Raw genomic sequence first — 19473 nt, forward strand, 5'->3', positions numbered from 1 at the left:
GTCACCAACCCTTTGCTGCTCTTGGTTGAGCGCTCCGTGTCAGTGAGGTCGCATTATAGGGAGTTCGATCACATTAGCAAGCTTTAAATGTGTTTTTTTATATGTTTTCTTTCCGTTTGAGTGCTATTTAAACGATAGAAAACTTATACTTTATTACCCTTACCCGCAACACAGCTTGTGCACAAAGTTATCCACAATTGGTTTGTTTTAATCAAATGTAAACTGATAAATTAAATCAACCGCATTGTCTACTCCCGAAATAGCTTCTAGATAGAGATCACTAATAATTCGATACCTTAACGTAAATTCACCCAGTGAGTTAAAAATACCAACGCCATACTTAACTTGGAGATCTGGTGCAATATAACCACTTATTGTAACTTGAGAGTCATCACCAGAACCTGCCGTATCTAATTGTAAGTCTTGGACACCAAATGCTTGGCCAATCTCCCCAACTACCTTACCGCTTTTAGCAAGACTTAAACCTATCAGTGTCGTCGTCATAGCATTGCCACCAGATTCACTATCTATATCCTGCCCTCTTAATAAATAAGATAACGCATTTGCTTGAGGCATAGATGGTGATGAGAATATCTCGACTCTTGGCGTATCAGCAGGACCACTCACTTTAACTCCAGCTATCACGTCATCCTGAGTATTCTCTGGATTTCGAATTGCTTCGATATCTACATAGGGTTGATCTGCAGGGCCATTAAATAAAATCTTTCCTTTTCTTATTTGTAAATCTTGTCCGAAAGAGCGATAACTACCATTTTTAATATTTACTTCCCCAGTAATGAATGGACCTTTATTTTTTTGGGTTACATTTAGCTGACCGACTAATCCAGCCTCTAAACCAAATGCAGAAAGAAGCACATCATTACCAATCGATATTTTAATATTTGTCTCCACTTCCATTGGAAGCGTAGTTTCTGTTTCTACGGGCTGAAGGTCATCATTTAAAATGACTTCATCTTTTGATACTCCGACTGCACTTTCGGGTAAATCATTGACGACAATTCTTCCCCACGGAATACCAATACTCCCAGAGATCTTCGCTAATGTAGGAATGATACGGATCTTCATATCTGGCTTAACTTTTAATTTAACCATTGGTGGGACGTTTACTTGAAGTTCATTACCAAAAACATCAAGTCCTGCTTTCCAATTTTTCAAATCACGCCAGTCTGCTGAACCATGAATATGTAAATCACCATCTGGTGTAGTTATCTTAGAAACCAACTCTCCATCATAACCATTAAATTTGATTTTAAAGTCCCCATTATCAACATCGATAGGAGACACCTCCCCTTTTACTATTACTTTACTTATTTCAAGCTCACCAACTGACTTAGGATGCAGTATCGGTCCTGAAAAATTAACCGTTGAATTAATGAACCCTTGAAGTTGACTGTACTCACCTAATATAGGCTGGAACATAGATAATGAAAGCTCCTCTATATTAGAGGTCGCTTTTATTGTTTTCTTTCCAGTCAAATCATCAATGACCACTTGACCTTTTAATTGACCATTATCTGTCAGCGCGATGAGCCAATCTGCATTGAGCTCATCATTTTTCATTTCAGCATTAACGTTAATATCATCCCAACCAATAATAAGCGGTTGCTCCATCTGCTGTTGGGCACTCCCTATTGGCAAATACAAATTTGCTTTAACATAAGGCGCCTTTTGCTTCTCCCACTTTGCGATAACATTTAGATTCGCTTCACCATTAATTGTCATTTCTTCTGGTAAAAAGTTTTTCAGCTTATTAAATTCAAAATGATTAATACTTAAATCAACGGTTCCAGAGTTACCTACTAACAAATCTTTATTCAAGCAAATAGAAGTGACTCCTTGACTCCAACAGTTTGCTTGAATAAATGCTTCTGATGTTTCAAGGTTGTAGGCCAATGCTGATTTTTTATCTAATTTCCATGGGCCAATCTCTGTCTTAACTTCCGCTTTTGATAACTCACCTTTCCAACCTTTCTTCCTATTTAGAGCGCCATCAATAACTAGGTATGAATCAACAACGTTGGAATCCAAATTTACACTTAAGCGATGCTCTTCTTCTTTTCCACTAAAGTTAATATTTAGAGCCTCAAGCAACTGTTTTTTATATTTGCCTTTAGTTAAATCAATATTAAGATCTGCGTTTAGTTTTGGCATTGGTACTACGTAACCTTTAATTGATGCTTTTTTTAATGTCGCGTCTTTGTTCCACTTTAATCCAAGCGCATCTATATCAAGATCGATCTTTGGTTCTGCTAATTTACCTGTTAATGCAATATCACCAAATAACTTGCCATATAAATCAGGGACACTATCAGACAGTTCCGGAACGTTAATACTTATATCCAGATCCAGCTCTTTGTTCACATCACCAGAAATTTCAATCCCATTATCACCATGATGTAACTCTAAACTTGGGATATTGATGTTTATATCCCCCTCGCCATCCTCATCATGAGCAAAGAGAGATCCATTAATATCTAATGGATACTTCCTAAAGACACCATTAATATCAATCTTTGGTATTAACGCATTCCAGCCACCTCCCTTTGTCAGCGAACCACTAGTAACAATCCGTCCACTAATATTTCCTTCTGCCGCTGCCCACTCAAGTCCTGGCTGAATATTTTGAAGATTTATATCCCCTTTCCATTGCAATACTGATCGCCAATCCAGTTCAGCTTTACCTGAAACCTGCCCACCCAATGTATCAATAAGCAAATCATATAAATTTACAGACCCCGTATCACCTTTTCCTTCAAAACGAATATCCGTTTGAGGGATCCCTTTTCCCTCTATATATAGAGAGCTTGAAAATTGATATTGGTTTAAGTCACCTTTAGCTCTTAAATTTGGTATTAATGTCGTTATCGTTTTATCACCGCTTAGCGGCCAATAAACATCCCCTTTTGAAATTTTAATATCGAATGGGAGTGTCGGCTCTAATGGCTTTATCCTTGCATCTACATGAGCCTGCAATCCACCACTCAATTGGAGTGATGCTGTAAGATCAGCAACACTTCCTTTTGCATCCAATGTAACTGTCTGGCCTTTTAATTCCGTATCTTTGACTTTTAAGCTGGCATCTAGCGTTAACGGATAATCACCATCAAGTTCGATATCATTATTCATCGTTAAACTTGCTTGTGGCATATCTAAATAAAAATCGTTTATATGAACGTTATGCTCTCTGACCTTCGCAATAAAATCGAGTTGGTTAACTTGAATTGGAGTCTCTTGTTTGAGAGTAAAATCTCGTAAGGTAAATTGCTCAATACTAATGTTCAATGGGATATAAACAGAAGGAAGTATTATTCTTGATGCTGATTTTTCTTTTGATAATGTGTCGGTGTCTTCCTGAGGTGTTGCTTTCTTAGCTAACTCAACGCTTATCTTATTCCAAGAAAGCGGAGTTATTGTCAAATCACTATGATGTAGTTTTACACCAGTATTAAATGAGCGCCATTGAATATGGTCACCTAAAATATTCATATCAATGTTATTCAAACTAATATTAGTTACATTAATAGGGATAGGAATAGATAACAGTTTTTGCTCAGTTGGCTCAGCCTCTTTTGTCGCTTGAGTTTCAGGTAACTCAGGCAAGTCTAATTTCAAGCCATCAATAGATATATCCTCGATACAAAGTGCTGGTTGTATTAAACATTTAGGAGTAGAGGCAACATGCAGATTATTTACTTTAGCATTGATGAATGCTTTATCTTGGTAAGATATTCCAGATAAAGAAAACTCAGGCAATAAGCTGCCTTCTACTTTATCTATATATAAAGAGGGTAATGCTTTCTCCGCTCCCCATACAAGAAGCTTTAAACCTGGGTTAGTAAAAACAATCGCTCCAACCAACAGAAGAAATACGAGGAATAACATCGGTAAAAAAAGCGCTAAACAAATACAATGACGACTAAAACGGCGGCTTTTCTTTTGTTTACTATCGATACTCTGCTCTTGGTTTTCTTCTAAAGAACTCATACTTCAGGCCCTAAAGTGAAATGTATTTTAAATTCATCTCCCGGCTCAGCATCAAGCCCCCAAGCGAAATCAAGTCGCACCGGCCCAACGGGTGATGCCCATCGAACACCTAAACCTGCTCCCATCTTCCAATTAGGAGTTGATATCCATGCATCGCCATAATCGACAAACGTTGCCAACCACCAATTGCCAACCACTCGATATTGATACTCTACACTGCTGGCCGCCATAAATTGTCCACCCGTCAAATAGCCCTCTTCATCTTTAGGGGATATTTCTTCATAGCCATAACCTCTAACACTATTATCACCACCAGCAAAAAATCGAATTGAAGGAGGAAGCTTGTTGAAGTCATCCGTATACATAGCTCCAATCTCAGCCCTTGCAACTCCGCGATGATTTTCACCAATGCTCCGTACAATAGCTCCTTGCGCTAAGATACGAAGTAATTTCACATCAGAAGTTAGGCCCTGATCGGTCGCTTCAATAGTCAATGCTTTTTTATCGCCCCACATAGGCATAGTGCCTCCACGAGAACGACTTTGAGAAAAAGACACGCCAGGAAGTATCAATTTTGCGGTGCCATCTTGAGAACCTTGGGTAAATTCTTCATAAAGAAAACGGGTATAAAGCGTTCTATGCCAACCAGAATCAAATACCCAATGTCTTTCAACGGCCAAATTTGACTCTAAACTGTCTGTATCTCTATTATCCACATTCTTTAAACCATACTTAACGATATAGTAATCTTTAAGTACCTGCTCTAAAGGGATTTTATAGGATATAGTTACTTCTTGTTCTGGCCTTGAGATAGAAAAGCCCGTATCTAAACTATGCCCATAGTCATTAAGCCATGGTTTTTTCCAACGGATCTTGCCTCTCACACCGACATCTGTAGAGTAGCCGATACTGGTTTCCAATTGATTTCGAACCTGAGGGGATAAATGCACATTCATTGGTAACTGTCGACTAGAACCAACAGCATCAAGATCTGGCTCAACATAAACAGAGGCAAACCACTCCGTATTAGATAAAGATTGGTTTAGTTGACCAATTTGGCTTGCTAGGTATGGGGCACCTTCTTTAAAGGGGATAATAGAACGAACACGTTTCTCTTCAATTTGGCTGCCATCAATTGTGGTTTTACCAAAATGGTAACGTTGACCACTCTGATAATGTAAACGTACCAAAGCTTGATGACGACCCGGTGCGATCTCTAAACGGCTTAAAGTAAACTCACCATCAAAATAGCCTTTTCTTAATGCTAGATTTTGCAAAGTGCTTTTTAAGCTTTCATATTTACCGTGATTAATCACTTGCCCCAGGTTTAACCCTGAATGACCAACCGCATTAATAAAATCAATATCATCTTTCGCTTCACCGGTGATCAAGATATCACTGACATAGATATAAACAGGCTCTCCAGGGTTAACACTCAGCACTAAGGTGCGTTCCCCTTTTTCACCTTCAATAGAAAAACTCATCGATGGCTGGTAATAACCTAACGCTTTAAGTGCATCTCGGGTATTGTTCTCAAGACGAGATTGAAAACGAAGTGAAGTAGAGTACTCCTCCTCTGGTATGGCTGAAATATACGCTTCAACATTATTCAGCAAAGATCCTTCTAAACCCTCAATCTCTAGTTCCGTTTGTGCTGTCACTCTTGTTGAAAAAAAGGTCAAACAGCACATCAATAAGAGGGGTAACTTCTTTGTCATACTTAATTAATTATTCTATTGATTCATGAATGCGTTCTATGTAATGGTAATTTACTCGCTTTGTAGAGTAGCACAAGGTAAAAGTCTTCCAAATGACTCAGTTGAAGGATGCGACATGACCATGAATAAAAAAAACACATTATCACCTCACTTTCTTTCACATGTTGATTTAGAAACGGTACCTTTAAATCATGAGGTTATCTACATCGGTATGGGGTGCTTTTGGGGAGCTGAACGATTGTTTTGGCAATTATCTGGAGTGTATTCAACCGCAGTAGGATATACAGGTGGGGAACAATCAAACCCAAACTATAAAGAGGTTTGTACTGGAACGACAAATCACGCCGAAGTAGTAAAAATTGTATTTGACCCTACCCTTATCTCACTTGAGATGCTATTGCATTCTTTTTGGCAAAACCACAATCCCACTCAAGGAATGCGCCAAGGTAATGATATTGGTACACAGTATCGCTCAGTAATTTATACACATTCAAACCAGCAACTGCAAATAGCAAAAAAAACACAACAGCAATATCAAGAGGCATTAGACAAACAAGGTATTACAGACCCTATAACGACTGAAATAATGCCAGCTACCCCTTTCTATTTTGCCGAAGATTACCATCAGCAGTACCTAGCTAAAAACCCCAATGGTTACTGTGGATTAGGTGGTACTGGTGTGTGCTTCTTATAATAAAAGAGGTGTTCATAACGAGCACCTCTTAATTTAACCTGCTTAAGCTGGCATTGCTGAAAGTTGACGAATATGTTGATTCACTTCACTCATCACCGATAACATTTTTCTATTTTCTTCATTTGGCATCAGTAACTTGCCACCATCAAATTCAAAAGTTCCAATACCTTCAATGTGAATCTGCCCTTTAAATAACGTCTTTACAAAACGAGCCACTTGAAGTGGTCGATAAGCCTTAAAATTTCTAAACATAGCCATTACCTCAATAATCCATATAAGGTGTTCATTCATAGTCCATCAAAACATACTGATTTTATTATTATGTTTTATCTAAAAATGTGCTCGAAACATTTCCTTAACATTATAGAGCGCAAAACAGTGTGCGACAAGTTGGATTTTACTTTTTTACAACAACTAACAATTAATCAGATTATACTGGTCGAATCGCTTTTTATTAAGCTCTGAACTACACTACAAAGACTTATTTTTAAGGATAATAAAATGAACACAGTAAAACTATTCGCTCTTAGCGCTTGTCTATTGCCTTCTCTTTCTTTTGCTCACAACATTTCATTAAACAAAAGCGTTCCTTCCGTCTCTATTGAACAATATGGTGAGATCACTTACGCCAACGATGCTGCTATATACCAGACTTGGAACAGTGAACAATTAAAAGGGAAAGTTGGCGTTTTACAAGTCATTGCAGGCCGAAGCAGTGCCAAAGCAATGAACGCTGATCTTATGAGTGCCATTACCCTAGAAAAGTTCCCTGAATCAAAATATCAAACGACAACAATTATTAATCAAGACGATTCTATTTGGGGTACTGGTGGGTTTGTAAAATCTTCTGCTGAAGAAAGCAAAAAAGAATTTTCATGGTCATCGATGGTTCTTGATAAAAACGGCAAGGTAGCCACCGCTTGGGATCTTCAAGCTGAAAGCTCTGCTATCATTGTTCAAGATAAAAAAGGGAATGTACTTTTTGTAAAAGAAGGCAAACTAACTTCTGATGAAATAAAACAAGTCATTAGCTTAATTCACGCTCAGCTATAAATAAATGCCTTGCTTATAAATTGTTATATTATTACATTTACCACTCAAATTTCTTTCGGGTGGTACAATGCAATCGTACTTTTTTACTAAACAGCGTTGGTTAAATTGGAGTTTAGCAATTACTCTAGCGCTATTTAGTGTCTTGGTTGCTTATCATCAAATTGATTCCAACATACAACATCATGAACACCACCACTGTCAATTATTTCATTCTATTGGCTCTGGTCTTGTTATTCATATCAGCTCTCCCTCTATTATTCCTCAAGTTATTATTCATTTTGAATTCTCTACTGTAGAAAATAGCTCTCCGTTTTCAATTACCGTTCACTCGCGAGCACCTCCTCTCTCTATCGTCTAACATTAATAAATTACATTTATAACTCTTAGATAATAGGAAGCCATTATGCTTATCTGTAATAAAAAAAATGCACTACGACTAATCATCTCGACTACATTATTTTCAGTACCACTAATGACTTATGCCGCTGATCACCATGACGATCATAATGGGCACGATCATTCAGATCATTCTGAACACTCAGAGCATCGCCAACACGACGCGCACATTCATGGTGTCGTTGAAACCAATATAGCTCAAGATGGCGAACATTTACTTTTTGAGATCACCGCTCCTGGCTCTGATGTTGTAGGATTTGAACACGCTCCTAAAAACAAAGAACAAGAACAGTTATTAGAGCAAGCTATCGCTAAACTAAAAACGCCAAATGCAATTTTCTCTCTACCAGAATCTGCCAACTGTGAAGTTTCGGATATACATGTTTCTCATAACATGAAAAGCGAAGACCACGGTGACCATGACCATGACCATGACCATGACCATGACCATCATAATGATGATTCTCACCATGAAGAACATCAAGGTGAACACGGTGAATTTACTGCTCAATATGAATACCATTGCGAAACAATGTCGAAATTAAATCAAATAGAAACACAGTGGTTTAATGTATTTTCTCATACACAAAAAATGACAGTTCAGTATCTAGGTAACTCAGGACAGAAAGCAGCAACGTTAACCGCTAAAAAAGCAGTTTTAGCTCTATAATTTAGGTATGACGGTGGCAACACCGTCATAATTTTTATGAATATTATTGAATTATCAAACCTGACTTTTTGCTGGCCAAATCAAACAGAGCAGACTCTTGATATCCCAAGCTATCAGCAACAACAAGGCACAAAAGTATTTATCAAAGGCCCTAGTGGCAGTGGTAAATCTACTTTACTTAGTCTTCTTACAGGGATCTTATCTCCCACAGAAGGAACGGTGAGTATTAATGGTACTGATATCAATCAATTAACCTCAAATCAACGAGACCGATTTAGAGCGGATAATATTGGTTATATTTTTCAGCAATTTAATTTACTGCCTTATCTTTCTGTTATTGATAATGTTATTTTGCCATACCAGTTTTCATCAAAAAAAGAACTCTCAAAACAAGAGCTAATAAAAGAAGCAGAGCGCCTACTAAATCAACTTCAATTGCCAAATTCTCACTTTAGTAAACCAATTACTGACTTAAGTATCGGTCAACAACAGCGAGTCGCAGCAGCAAGAGCATTCATTGGTAAACCTAAACTGATCATTGCTGACGAACCAACCTCAGCATTAGATCACGAAACTCGCTTTGCTTTTATTCAGCTCTTAATGGAAGAGTGTGAAAGCAGTGGCGCAGGATTACTTTTTGTGAGTCATGACCCAAGTTTGGAGTCTCTTTTTGATCGTTGTATTGATTTAAGAACATTAAATAATGCAGGAGGTACGCTGTGATTGGTATTGCTCAGTTAGCATGGAAAAGCCTAAGAAACCGAAAAACGACGGTCATATTAACAGTCGTAACTATCGCTATTTCTGTCATGCTATTAATGGGGGTTGAACGAATTAGAACACAAGCAAAGACAAGCTTTGCCAATACTATTTCTAATACCGACTTAATCGTTGGTGCTCGTTCAGGTCAAGTTAACCTACTGCTTTATTCTGTTTTTCGCATTGGTAATGCTACCAACAATATTGACTGGAAAAGCTATCAAGAGATCAGCAATCAAAAATCAGTAAAATGGTCGATTCCAATCTCTCTAGGTGATTCCCATAAAGGCTTTAGAGTCATGGGAACTAATCAAGATTATTTTCGCTTTTACCAATACGGAAAAAAACAACCATTAACCTTCAAAGAAGGTAAACCATTCTCACACTTATTTGATGTCGTTCTCGGTGCTGATGTCGCCAATAAACTGAACTACCAACTAGGTGATAAATTAGTTATCGCTCATGGAATTAGTGATCAATCTTTTACTCGTCATGATAATTTACCCTTTACTGTCACCGGTATCTTAGCACCGACAGGGACACCAGTAGACAAAACCTTACATGTCTCTTTAGGTGCAATAGAAGCCATACATGTTGGCTGGGAAAGTGGTGCCCATTTAGGAAATACGCCAGATGCTGAAATATTAGAACAGCATCAATTTGAACCTAAAGCCATTACTGCATTCATGTTAGGACTTAACTCAAAAATTCAAACCTTTGCGCTACAACGCTATATTAATGATTATAGTAAAGAACCCCTAAGCGCCATTCTTCCAGGTATCGCATTACATGAGTTATGGGGAATGATGTCGATGGCAGAGCAAGCTTTATTGGCCGTCTCTGTTTTTGTTGTCATTGCAGGCTTAATGGGAATGCTCACTAGCTTATTGACCAGCCTACAAGAAAGACGACGAGAAATGGCGATCCTAAGATCAATGGGAGCCCAACCGAAACACATTTTCGCACTACTTATTAGTGAAGCGGTCGTAATAACAACCTTTGGGATCATCGTAGGCCTACTCGGTTTATATCTTTCTTTATCTATATTGCAGCCTATCATCCAGCAATATTATGGTATTGCCATTGAACTTACCTTACCAAGCTTATACGAATTAAAACTATTAGCTCTTGTTCTGTGCTCTGGTTTTATTATTGGTGTTATTCCAGCAATTCAAGCGTATCGACACTCATTGAGTGATGGTATGACAATTAGACTTTAAGGATAAATATGAAAAAGAAATTTTTACTCTGTTTTTTATTACTTCTGCCCTTTAGCGCTATAAGTAATGACGTATTAAAACTCGATTGGATTGACTTAGTTCCTGAACAAGAAAGAAATCAATTCGATGCGGTAGGCATGCCTAAAGTTGATCATAATGGCTCTCAAATGCAGCAATCTCTTGTGGGTGGTGTTCGACAAGAGTTGAATGGCAGTATGGTTAAAATACCTGGATTTGTTATTCCTTTAGAAGGTGATGACAAAATGATCACTGAGTTTTTGCTAGTGCCTTACTTTGGCGCTTGTATCCACGTACCACCACCACCGCCAAATCAAATCATTTATGTTAAGTTTGAAAAAGGCGCTCCAATACAGCAATTGTGGGATGTTATTTATATCGTAGGAAAACTAAAGACAGAAACCATTAATAGCGAACTTGCAGAGACGGGTTATCTTATTGAAGGCGTTCGTTTAGAAGAGTATGACGACGAGTAAATGTAATTAGAATGTAATCACTGGTCTATTGGAATTATTATATATAATGAGAAAGATAGACCAGTGTTGCTGTATACCCTGAAGCAAGCACCACGCTAAACAGCATTTTTTTAAAACCTAAGCCTTTCATTCTATTCCTTTACTTAAAAACTAATCAATACTCATTATTTTAACAAAAATTTAGCATTTAGCCATATTTACTCTTACTGTTTTTTGATTTTTTCTTAATTCTTGTTTTGATATTAAAGTTTTTATTTTCTAATACCGATAATATAAAGGAAGAACCGTTACTCAGGGCTAGGTCAATCAATGAACTCATCACAAAAAATCATCCCTAAAGATGAAAATATAAAAGAACAACCAACACACAAAAAAGAACATTACGTGATAAGTAGTGCTCGTCGACTCACTGAGATCGCACTAAAGCAAGGTCTGGCAGCAAAACTTCAAGCACCAAAGCCAGAAGAAACCCTTTTAAAGCGCTCTTTATATCGAGAGAAATTACTACGAGAGCAACAACAACAAAACTTAGAACAAATTATTAAGTTTGCTCATGATTATTGTAATGATGAAACCGCTGGCGAGCCTGATCCTGATTGGCTTCATCGCTTCTTTGAAATGGCTAAAGATATTCACGACCCATCAATGCAGCGGTTATGGAGTCAAATTTTTAAACAAGAACTAATTACCCCCGGTTCAACGTCCATGAAAGCACTAAAAGTGCTGAAAGATATGACACAACGTGAAGCACAAACGTTCCAGCGAGCAGCCTCATTAGCTTGTAGTTTTGGGCAAGATAACAGTAAAAAATTACTGCTCGGTTATAAGTGTGCTGGCACCCTTTTTAATCTGTATAAAACTGAAGGTCCACAGTTAGTTCATTTAGGTAATTACAAACTTCCCTATTCAAGTTTATTACTATTAATTGAATTAGGCCTGTTACTTGGTACGGAATTAGAATCTGGAGAAATAGAGTTTGAACCCGCATTGCCACTGCAATATCAAGGGAAGAATATTGCTATAAAACCAATGCAAAAAGGATCTCGTTTTGTCTATTATCGCTTTAGCCCTACAGGTGCCGAACTGTGCAAATTATTAGGAAATAAACCTAACGAAAATTATTACGACAACCTAATAGGGTTATTAAGTCAAAAGTTCATTGTTGAAACAGACGTAAAAAAAACCATTTCAACGATGGCATAATTATTTTTCTTCATACATAGCAAAGCCCTTAAATGCATCAATATTTAAGGGCTTTTAAAAGATTCAAAGACTGAAAGCTATGGCCTAACTCGAAGGTAAAAATAGATCTATTTAATGATGCCTCGTGCTTTCAGCTCTGCTAAACACTGCTCAACTAACGCATCAATAGATTCGCTTCCAGCAGGTAAATCAACCTCAGGATTTAATGGCGATTGGTATTCTGAATCAATTCCTGTGAAGTGTTTTATCTCTCCTGCTCGTGCTTTTTTATATAAGCCTTTAGGGTCTCTTTTTTCACATTCATCCAGAGAAGTATTCACAAAGACTTCTAAAAACTCGCCTTCTGGTAATAATTCTCGAACCATTTGACGCTCGACTCGATGCGGTGAGATGAAGGCACTTAATACAATTAAACCTGCATCTGCCATTAATTTTGCAAGCTCACCAATACGTCGAATGTTTTCTTGCCTATCATGATCCGAAAAGCCTAAGTCCTGACATAAACCGTGACGAACATTATCTCCATCTAATAGGTAAGTATGATAACCAAGTTCAGCTAACTTAATTTCTAGCGCCCCAGCGATGGTTGATTTCCCTGCACCAGATAGCCCAGTAAACCAAAGTACCGCTGGCTTCTGATTTTTTAATATTGAGCGAGTTTCTTTAGTTACTGAATGTTGGTGCCAAACAATATTTTCATCTTTCACAACGTCTTTGACTGTCATGTTTCATCCTTGAATTAAAATGGGAAAAAATAAGGGATTAACGTCAGCACTAATACCGAATAAATAATCGACATCGGTAATCCCACTTTTACGTAATCAAGCAGCGTGTAGTTACCCACACTAAATACTAATAAATTGGTTTGATATCCATAAGGAGAAATAAAACTCGCACTGGCCCCAAACAATACCGCCATAATAAAGGGCATAGGGTCAACGCCATAACCTAGCGCCATGCTGTAGCCAATAGGAAACGCCAACGCTGCCGCCGCATTATTGGTGATTAATTCCGTTAATACCAAAGTAATCAGATAAACGGCGATCAAGGCTCCCATCACTCCCCAACCATTAAATAACTCCATAAACATATTGCCAAGCTGTACAGATAAACCTGATGACAACATTAGTTGTGCAATCGAAAGTGCCGCTCCAACGATAACGACAATATCAATCGGAAAACGACGACGTAATTCTCCAATATTAATCACACCAAACGCTAAAAGTGCCAAAAGATACACCGACAGCCCTTTGATAATCGGAAATGCATTCAATAACTCAGCGGCAATAACACCGGCAAAACCTAATAAAACCAGCGCGCTTTTGTCACCATCCAATTTTGCTGCAGAATCGAGATCACTAATAATGACAAATTCACGTTTTAGCTGCTGCTTACTCTGTTCAAAATCTTTTCCTGGTACTAAAACTAAGGTATCACCCGCTTGCAGCTCAATCTTACCTAAACCACCTTCAAGGCGTTCATGGCCTCGTCGAATAGCGACAACCACAGCATCAAAACGGTCTCTAAATTGTGAAGACTTAATACTTTTTCCACGAATAGATGCAGATTGACTGACAATAACTTCTAGTAAATTCTGACCATTTAAATGGTGCTGCCCAAACAGTGTTAAGCCATTAATTTCTTGTAGGGTCGTGACGCTTTCAATATCACCACAAAACAGCAATCTATCTCCGGCTAAGAGCACCATATCAGGGTCAACCGATGCGATAGTTTTCCCCTCTCGAATCACTTCTGCTAAAAAGAGTTTACGTAATGCTCTTAAATTATTTTCACTGATCGACTTTCCAACTAATGGCGAACCGCCCTGAACTCTGGCCTCTAAAAAGTAGGGTAGCTCATCTTGATGGCCCTCATCGTACTGAGGTAACAAATAACTTAATGGAATTAAAATTAACAGACCGCCAAGCAGTACCGCGATACCAATCGTTGTTGGTGCAAAGAAACTTAAACTTGGTAAACCGGCATCTTCTACAAAACTATTAATAATTAAATTGGTTGATGTTCCGATTAAGGTCAGTGTGCCACCTAAGATTGCAGCATACGAGAGAGGAATAAGCAGACGAGAAGGCGCGTGGCGTTGATTGCGCTTTATCGCACCAATTAAAGACACCACCACGGCAGTATTATTAGTAAAAGAAGAAAGAATAGCAGTAGATAGACCCAATTTGCCTACCACACTCCCTAACCTTCCTTCTGAAATATAGCGCCCTACCCAACTGATAAGACGTGTTTTTTCTAAGGCACAAGAACTTAAAATCAATAACACCAACGTTAGCAGTGACGAGTTAGTAAAGTTTTTTGCCAAGCTAGGTAAATCAATCATCCCTAGCATAAAAGCAATAAACGCCGCCCCTGCAAAAATCACACTTGGTTTTAATTTACTTGCTAATAGGCTCATAATAATAAGAGCCAATAAAGCCAGAACGAATCCTTGTTCCCATGCCATAGACTATTCCTTTTTAAGCCATTAACTTAAAAGTTTAGAAACGTCTTGTGCTTTCCAATGAGGAAAATGTTTACGAACTAACGCGTTCAATTCCACCTCAAAAGCACTGACATTATCATTGATAGGCTTTACATCACTCAGTTCAGAAAGGTTTTGGATCATACCAGCCCCTACCGTGACATTCGTTAAGCGATCAATAAAGATAAAGCCCCCCGTATCGGCACAATCTTGATAACGATCTAAGCTTACCGTTTCAATCAGGGATACCTCACACAAACCAATGCCGTTTAGAGGCAATTCTTGTGTCTCAAACGTATCCAAACTATTAATATTTACCTGATGATGAATCGCATCAATTTGGCCTACGGTTTTCTTACCTGCAATTTTAATATCGTACTGACGGCCTGGCTCTAGCCCTTTTTCAGTCATCCATACAATCTCAGCCTTAAATTGATCCGTTGCTTGTAAGCTAGAGTTCGACTTAACGAGTAAATCACCACGGCTAATATCAATCTCATCTGCAAGCGTTAATGTCACCGCTTGACCTGCTTGGGCTGAATCTAAATCACCATCAAAGGTAACAATGCGCGCCACTTTTGATTTTTTACCCGATGGTAGCGCGACAATTTCATCACCAACAGCAATACCGCCCGATGAAACCGTGCCCGCAAAACCACGAAAATCTAGATTTGGACGATTCACATATTGCACTGGAAATCTAAACTCTCCATTACCTCTGTCTGAATCAATATCAATATTTTCTAACACTTCTAAAAGAGGCGTACCTTGATACCAAGATAGCTCCTCACTCTGATTTACCACGTTATCTCCTTCTAGGGCAGATAACGGTAGAATAGAAATATCTAGGTTTGGATTATTTAGCTTCTTGGAGAACGTTAAGTACTCTTCTTTAATCTCTTCAAAGCGAGATTGAGAGTAATCTACTAAATCCATTTTATTTACTGCAACCACAAAGTGGCGAATACCAAGCAGGTTCGCGATATAAGAGTGACGACGAGTTTGGTCAAGCACTCCTTTACGCGCATCAATCAAGATAACCGCAACATTACAGGTCGATGCGCCGGTTGCCATATTTCGCGTATACTGCTCATGTCCTGGAGTATCGGCAATAATAAACTTACGTTTTTGAGTTGAGAAATAACGATATGCAACATCAATAGTAATGCCTTGTTCACGCTCAGCTTGCAGGCCATCAACCAATAACGCTAAGTCAGGACGCTCACCAGTTGTGCCGACACGTTGGCTATCTGCATGAACTGCATCTAACTGATCTGCATAGATTTGTTTTGAGTCATGGAGTAATCGGCCTATGAGGGTACTTTTACCATCATCCACCGAACCACAAGTTAAAAATCGAAGTAATGATTTGTATTGATGTTCTTTTAAATAAGCTTCAATACCAAGCTCTTCTAATTGTTGCTCTACTGCACTATTCATTATTTAATCCTTCCTTAGATGCTTGATATTAAAAGTAACCTTGACGTTTTTTCAACTCCATTGAGCCCGATGAATCATGATCTATCGCGCGGCCTTGACGCTCACTTGAGGTGGCAACCAGCATTTCTTCAATGATTTCAGGTAAGGTGTTTGCTGTTGATTCCACAGCACCTGTTAATGGATAACAACCCAAAGTTCTAAAGCGAATGTCTTTATGTTGGATCTCTTCGCCTTCTTCTAATTCTAAACGCTCATCGTCTACCATGATCAACATGCCATCACGCTCAACCACAGGGCGTTTCTCAGATAAATAAAGAGGCACGATTTCAATGTTCTCTAAATAGATGTATTGCCAAATATCCAACTCTGTCCAATTCGATAATGGGAAAACTCGAATGCTTTCGCCTTTATTTACTTGGCCGTTATAAGTATTCCATAACTCTGGTCGCTGATTTTTTGGGTCCCACGTATGATTTTTATCTCTGAAAGAATACACTCGCTCTTTGGCACGAGATTTTTCTTCATCACGACGCGCACCACCAAAAGCCGCATCAAACCCATATTTATTTAGTGCTTGCTTTAAACCCTGAGTTTTCATGACATCGGTGTGCTTTGATGAACCATGAACAAATGGGTTAATTCCCATTGCCATACCTTCAGGGTTTTTATGTACTAATAGGTCAAAACCATATTTCTTTGCAGTTTTTTCACGAAATTCAATCATCTCTTTGAATTTCCAATCAGTATCAACGTGTAAAAGAGGAAATGGAATTTTTCCTGGATAAAAAGCTTTACGAGCAAGATGCAGCATCACAGAAGAATCTTTACCAATTGAATACATCATTACTGGGTTATCAAACTCAGCAGCAACTTCACGAATAATGTGAATACTTTCAGCTTCAAGCTGTTGTAGGTGGGTTAATCGTTTTGCGTCCATGTGTGTTTTGTCCTTTAGGCTAAATTTGGCAATGACATCACTAACAGCATTAATTGCTCTAACAAACATCAATGCTCTTTTCTCGCGATGGCTATTTTTCATTCCAATAAAGTCACTATAGACGGGTTGCTTTATTACCTGAAATGCTAAAATTTCATTTTTTATTCGATTTAATGCTAACGAAAGTTTTACAAAAAATAATCAATAGAAAAACAGTATGTAAAATCTTGTTTAAGCTGTGATCTTGTTACCGTAAACCACACAGAGACTGGATCAACCGCACACATTAAGAATCCAGTTACATTGATAACATAACCAATCTGTTATCTTATCGGCGTTTTTATGATTATCACCTTTTGGAGAATACGATGAAACTCTCTGCTAAACCTGTTTCACTTGCTGTATTAGCGGGCTTAGGCTTACTAACAATTTCTGGCTGTACACCATCACCAGTAGACACAAACGAAGTGATTAAACTACGTGTTGTAGAAACAACAGATATCCATACCAACCTAATGGATTACGATTACTACAAAGATAAACCCTCTCAAAAAATTGGTTTAGCACGCACTGCAACTTTAGTAAAAGAAGCTCGCGATGAAGTAACAAACAGTGTTCTTGTTGATAACGGTGATTTACTGCAAGGTAGCCCAATGGGTGACTACATGGCAGATAAAGGTATTGAAACAGGTGAAGTTCATCCTGCATATAAAGCGATGAATCAACTCGATTATGATGCAGCTAATCTAGGCAACCATGAATTTAACTACGGTCTAGATTTCTTAGCAGAATCAATTAACGACGCTGATTTCCCTTACATCAGTGCAAACGTATACGATGCTGAAACAAAAGAGCATTACTTTACGCCTTACATCATTAAAACGCATACGTTTAAAGATACTGCTGGTGTAGATCACGAAATTAAAGTGGGTTACATCGGTTTTGTTCCACCACAAATCATGGTGTGGGATAAAAAGAATCTTGAGGGTAAAGTCATTGCTCGTGACATTATCGAAACAGCCAATGAACTTGTTCCTCAAATGAAAGCAGAAGGCGCTGATGTTATTGTTGCAATCCCGCACTCAGGCGTATCTACTGATCCATATAAGCAAGGCGAAGAAAACTCAACGTTTTACTTATCTGAAATAGACGGTATTGATGCTATCGCATTCGGCCATTCTCATGCAGTCTTCCCTGGTAAAGGGTTTGATAACATGCAAGGTATTGATAATCAAAATGGCACAATGAATGGTGTTGCTGCTGTAATGCCTGGACGCTGGGGTAGCCACGTTGGTGTGATGGATTTAACTCTAGAGCAAAAAGATGGCAAATGGATTGTAGTAAAAGGCCAATCTGAAGCTCGCCCTATCTTTGATAAAAAAGAGAAAAAATCATTAGCAGCAGCTGATGAAGGCATTATTAAAGCACTAGAAGCTGATCATAAAGGCACTCGTAATTTCGTTAACCAACCTATCGGTAAAGCTGACGATGTTATGTATAGTTTCTTAGCATTAGTGCAAGATGATCCTACTGTTCAAATCGTTAACCTAGCGCAAAAAGATTACGTAGAACGCTTCATTCAGGGTGACCCTGATTTAGATGGCACACCTGTACTTTCTGCAGCGGCTCCATTTAAAGCTGGCGGCCGTGGCAATGATCCTACCAACTTCACTGAAGTTGAGTCGGGCCAATTAACGTTCCGTAATGCAGCTGACTTATACCTATACCCAAATACTCTAGTGGCAATGAAAGTAACAGGTCACGAAGTAAAAGAGTGGCTTGAATGTTCTGCAGGTCAATTTAAACAAATCGACATCAATAGCACAGCGCCACAACAATTAATTAATTGGGATGGCTTCCGTACCTATAACTTTGATGTGATTGATGGCGTTAACTATCAAATCGATGTTACTCAACCAGCAAAATATGATGGTGACTGTAACGTAATTAACGAAGGTTCAGAGCGTATTGTTGGTCTAACTTACCAAGATAAAGCGATTGATATGAAGCAAGACTTCCTTATCGCAACTAACAACTACCGCGCTTACAGCAACAAATTCCCTGGCACAGGTACTGATTTCATTGCATTTGATGCACCAGATGAAAACCGTACGGTTCTTTCTAGTTACATTTCACGTGTAAGTAAAGAAGAAGGCCAAGTGAAACCAACAGCAGACAACAACTGGTCTTTTGCTCCAATTAAGAGCAATAAGAAGCTGGACATTCGCTTTGAAACCTCACCAAGTGATAAAGCGGCTCAGTTTATTAAAGACAAGGGACAATACCCAATGAAACGCGTTGCAACCGATGATGTTGGCTTTGCGGTATACCAAATTGATTTGGCAAAATAAATAAAATCTACATTTTCTACAGCATAAATAGCATGGTGATTTCACCAT

Annotated in this window: 16 protein-coding genes; 9 read left to right on the forward strand and 7 right to left on the reverse strand. The window is 38.4% G+C overall.

Features of this window, described 5'->3' with window-relative positions; translation table 11 throughout:
- Positions 1-207: 207 nt before the first annotated feature.
- A complete protein-coding gene (tamB, locus tag PVK62_RS10965) occupies positions 208-4005 on the reverse strand; it encodes an autotransporter assembly complex protein TamB (RefSeq protein ID WP_274444341.1) in 3798 nt (1265 codons plus the stop codon).
- Positions 4002-5723, reverse strand: coding sequence for an autotransporter assembly complex protein TamA (gene tamA / locus PVK62_RS10970; protein WP_443111773.1), 1722 nt, complete (start codon positions 5721-5723; stop codon positions 4002-4004). Before tamA ends, tamB begins: the two co-directional genes overlap by 4 nt.
- A gap of 115 nt (positions 5724-5838) precedes the next feature.
- On the opposite strand from tamA, the gene msrA reads away from it, so the two are divergent.
- Positions 5839-6417, forward strand: a complete 579-nt coding sequence (gene msrA, locus PVK62_RS10975; protein WP_274444342.1) for a peptide-methionine (S)-S-oxide reductase MsrA — start codon at positions 5839-5841, stop codon at positions 6415-6417.
- 42 nt (positions 6418-6459) lie between these two features.
- Here msrA and PVK62_RS10980 read toward each other — a convergent pair whose 3' ends face one another.
- Positions 6460-6669 (reverse strand): DUF1107 domain-containing protein, encoded by a 210-nt coding sequence (locus PVK62_RS10980; protein ID WP_274444343.1) that lies wholly within the window; start codon positions 6667-6669, stop codon positions 6460-6462.
- A gap of 249 nt (positions 6670-6918) precedes the next feature.
- Here PVK62_RS10980 and PVK62_RS10985 point away from each other — a divergent pair, with 249 nt between their 5' ends.
- From PVK62_RS10985 to PVK62_RS11015, 7 genes are all read left to right on the forward strand, one after another.
- Positions 6919-7470 carry a YtfJ family protein gene (locus PVK62_RS10985; RefSeq protein ID WP_274444344.1) on the forward strand — a complete coding sequence of 184 codons (552 nt, stop codon included), beginning with the start codon at positions 6919-6921 and terminating at the stop codon, positions 7468-7470.
- 67 nt (positions 7471-7537) lie between these two features.
- Positions 7538-7828, forward strand: a complete 291-nt coding sequence (locus tag PVK62_RS10990; protein ID WP_274444345.1) for a DUF2607 family protein — start codon at positions 7538-7540, stop codon at positions 7826-7828.
- Between the two features lie 45 nt (positions 7829-7873).
- Complete coding sequence (gene zrgA, locus PVK62_RS10995; protein WP_274449407.1) at positions 7874-8536, forward strand: zinc uptake protein ZrgA; 663 nt, start codon at positions 7874-7876, stop codon at positions 8534-8536.
- Positions 8537-8572: 36 nt separating this feature from the next.
- Positions 8573-9259 carry an ABC transporter ATP-binding protein gene (locus PVK62_RS11000; protein WP_274444347.1) on the forward strand — a complete coding sequence of 229 codons (687 nt, stop codon included), beginning with the start codon at positions 8573-8575 and terminating at the stop codon, positions 9257-9259.
- A complete protein-coding gene (locus PVK62_RS11005) occupies positions 9256-10515 on the forward strand; it encodes an ABC transporter permease (RefSeq protein ID WP_274444348.1) in 1260 nt (419 codons plus the stop codon). The genes PVK62_RS11000 and PVK62_RS11005 overlap by 4 nt, the downstream gene beginning before the upstream one ends.
- Positions 10516-10523: 8 nt before the next feature.
- The gene (locus tag PVK62_RS11010; RefSeq protein WP_274444349.1) at positions 10524-11009 is read left to right on the forward strand and encodes a DUF3299 domain-containing protein; all 486 of its coding nucleotides are present in this window, start codon (positions 10524-10526) and stop codon (positions 11007-11009) included.
- Positions 11010-11318: 309 nt separating this feature from the next.
- A complete protein-coding gene (locus PVK62_RS11015) occupies positions 11319-12212 on the forward strand; it encodes a TIGR03899 family protein (RefSeq protein WP_274444350.1) in 894 nt (297 codons plus the stop codon).
- Between the two features lie 107 nt (positions 12213-12319).
- Here the strand turns inward: PVK62_RS11015 and cysC are convergent, their stop codons facing one another.
- The 4 genes from cysC to cysD are packed head-to-tail and all read right to left on the reverse strand — an operon-like array spanning position 12320 to position 17143.
- Positions 12320-12937, reverse strand: a complete 618-nt coding sequence (gene cysC / locus PVK62_RS11020; RefSeq protein WP_274444351.1) for an adenylyl-sulfate kinase — start codon at positions 12935-12937, stop codon at positions 12320-12322.
- Between the two features lie 14 nt (positions 12938-12951).
- On the reverse strand, positions 12952-14679 hold the full coding sequence (locus PVK62_RS11025) for an SLC13 family permease (RefSeq protein WP_274444352.1): 1728 nt from the start codon (positions 14677-14679) through the stop codon (positions 12952-12954).
- A gap of 21 nt (positions 14680-14700) precedes the next feature.
- Positions 14701-16137, reverse strand: a complete 1437-nt coding sequence (gene cysN / locus PVK62_RS11030) for a sulfate adenylyltransferase subunit CysN (protein ID WP_274444353.1) — start codon at positions 16135-16137, stop codon at positions 14701-14703.
- Positions 16138-16165: 28 nt separating this feature from the next.
- Positions 16166-17143 carry a sulfate adenylyltransferase subunit CysD gene (gene cysD / locus PVK62_RS11035; RefSeq protein ID WP_274444354.1) on the reverse strand — a complete coding sequence of 326 codons (978 nt, stop codon included), beginning with the start codon at positions 17141-17143 and terminating at the stop codon, positions 16166-16168.
- A gap of 299 nt (positions 17144-17442) precedes the next feature.
- On the opposite strand from cysD, the gene PVK62_RS11040 reads away from it, so the two are divergent.
- Positions 17443-19425 (forward strand): bifunctional 2',3'-cyclic-nucleotide 2'-phosphodiesterase/3'-nucleotidase, encoded by a 1983-nt coding sequence (locus tag PVK62_RS11040; RefSeq protein WP_274444355.1) that lies wholly within the window; start codon positions 17443-17445, stop codon positions 19423-19425.
- Positions 19426-19473: the final 48 nt, after the last annotated feature.

It is taken from the genome of Aliivibrio sp. S3MY1 (genome assembly GCF_028765575.1).
Lineage (GTDB): Bacteria > Pseudomonadota > Gammaproteobacteria > Enterobacterales > Vibrionaceae > Aliivibrio.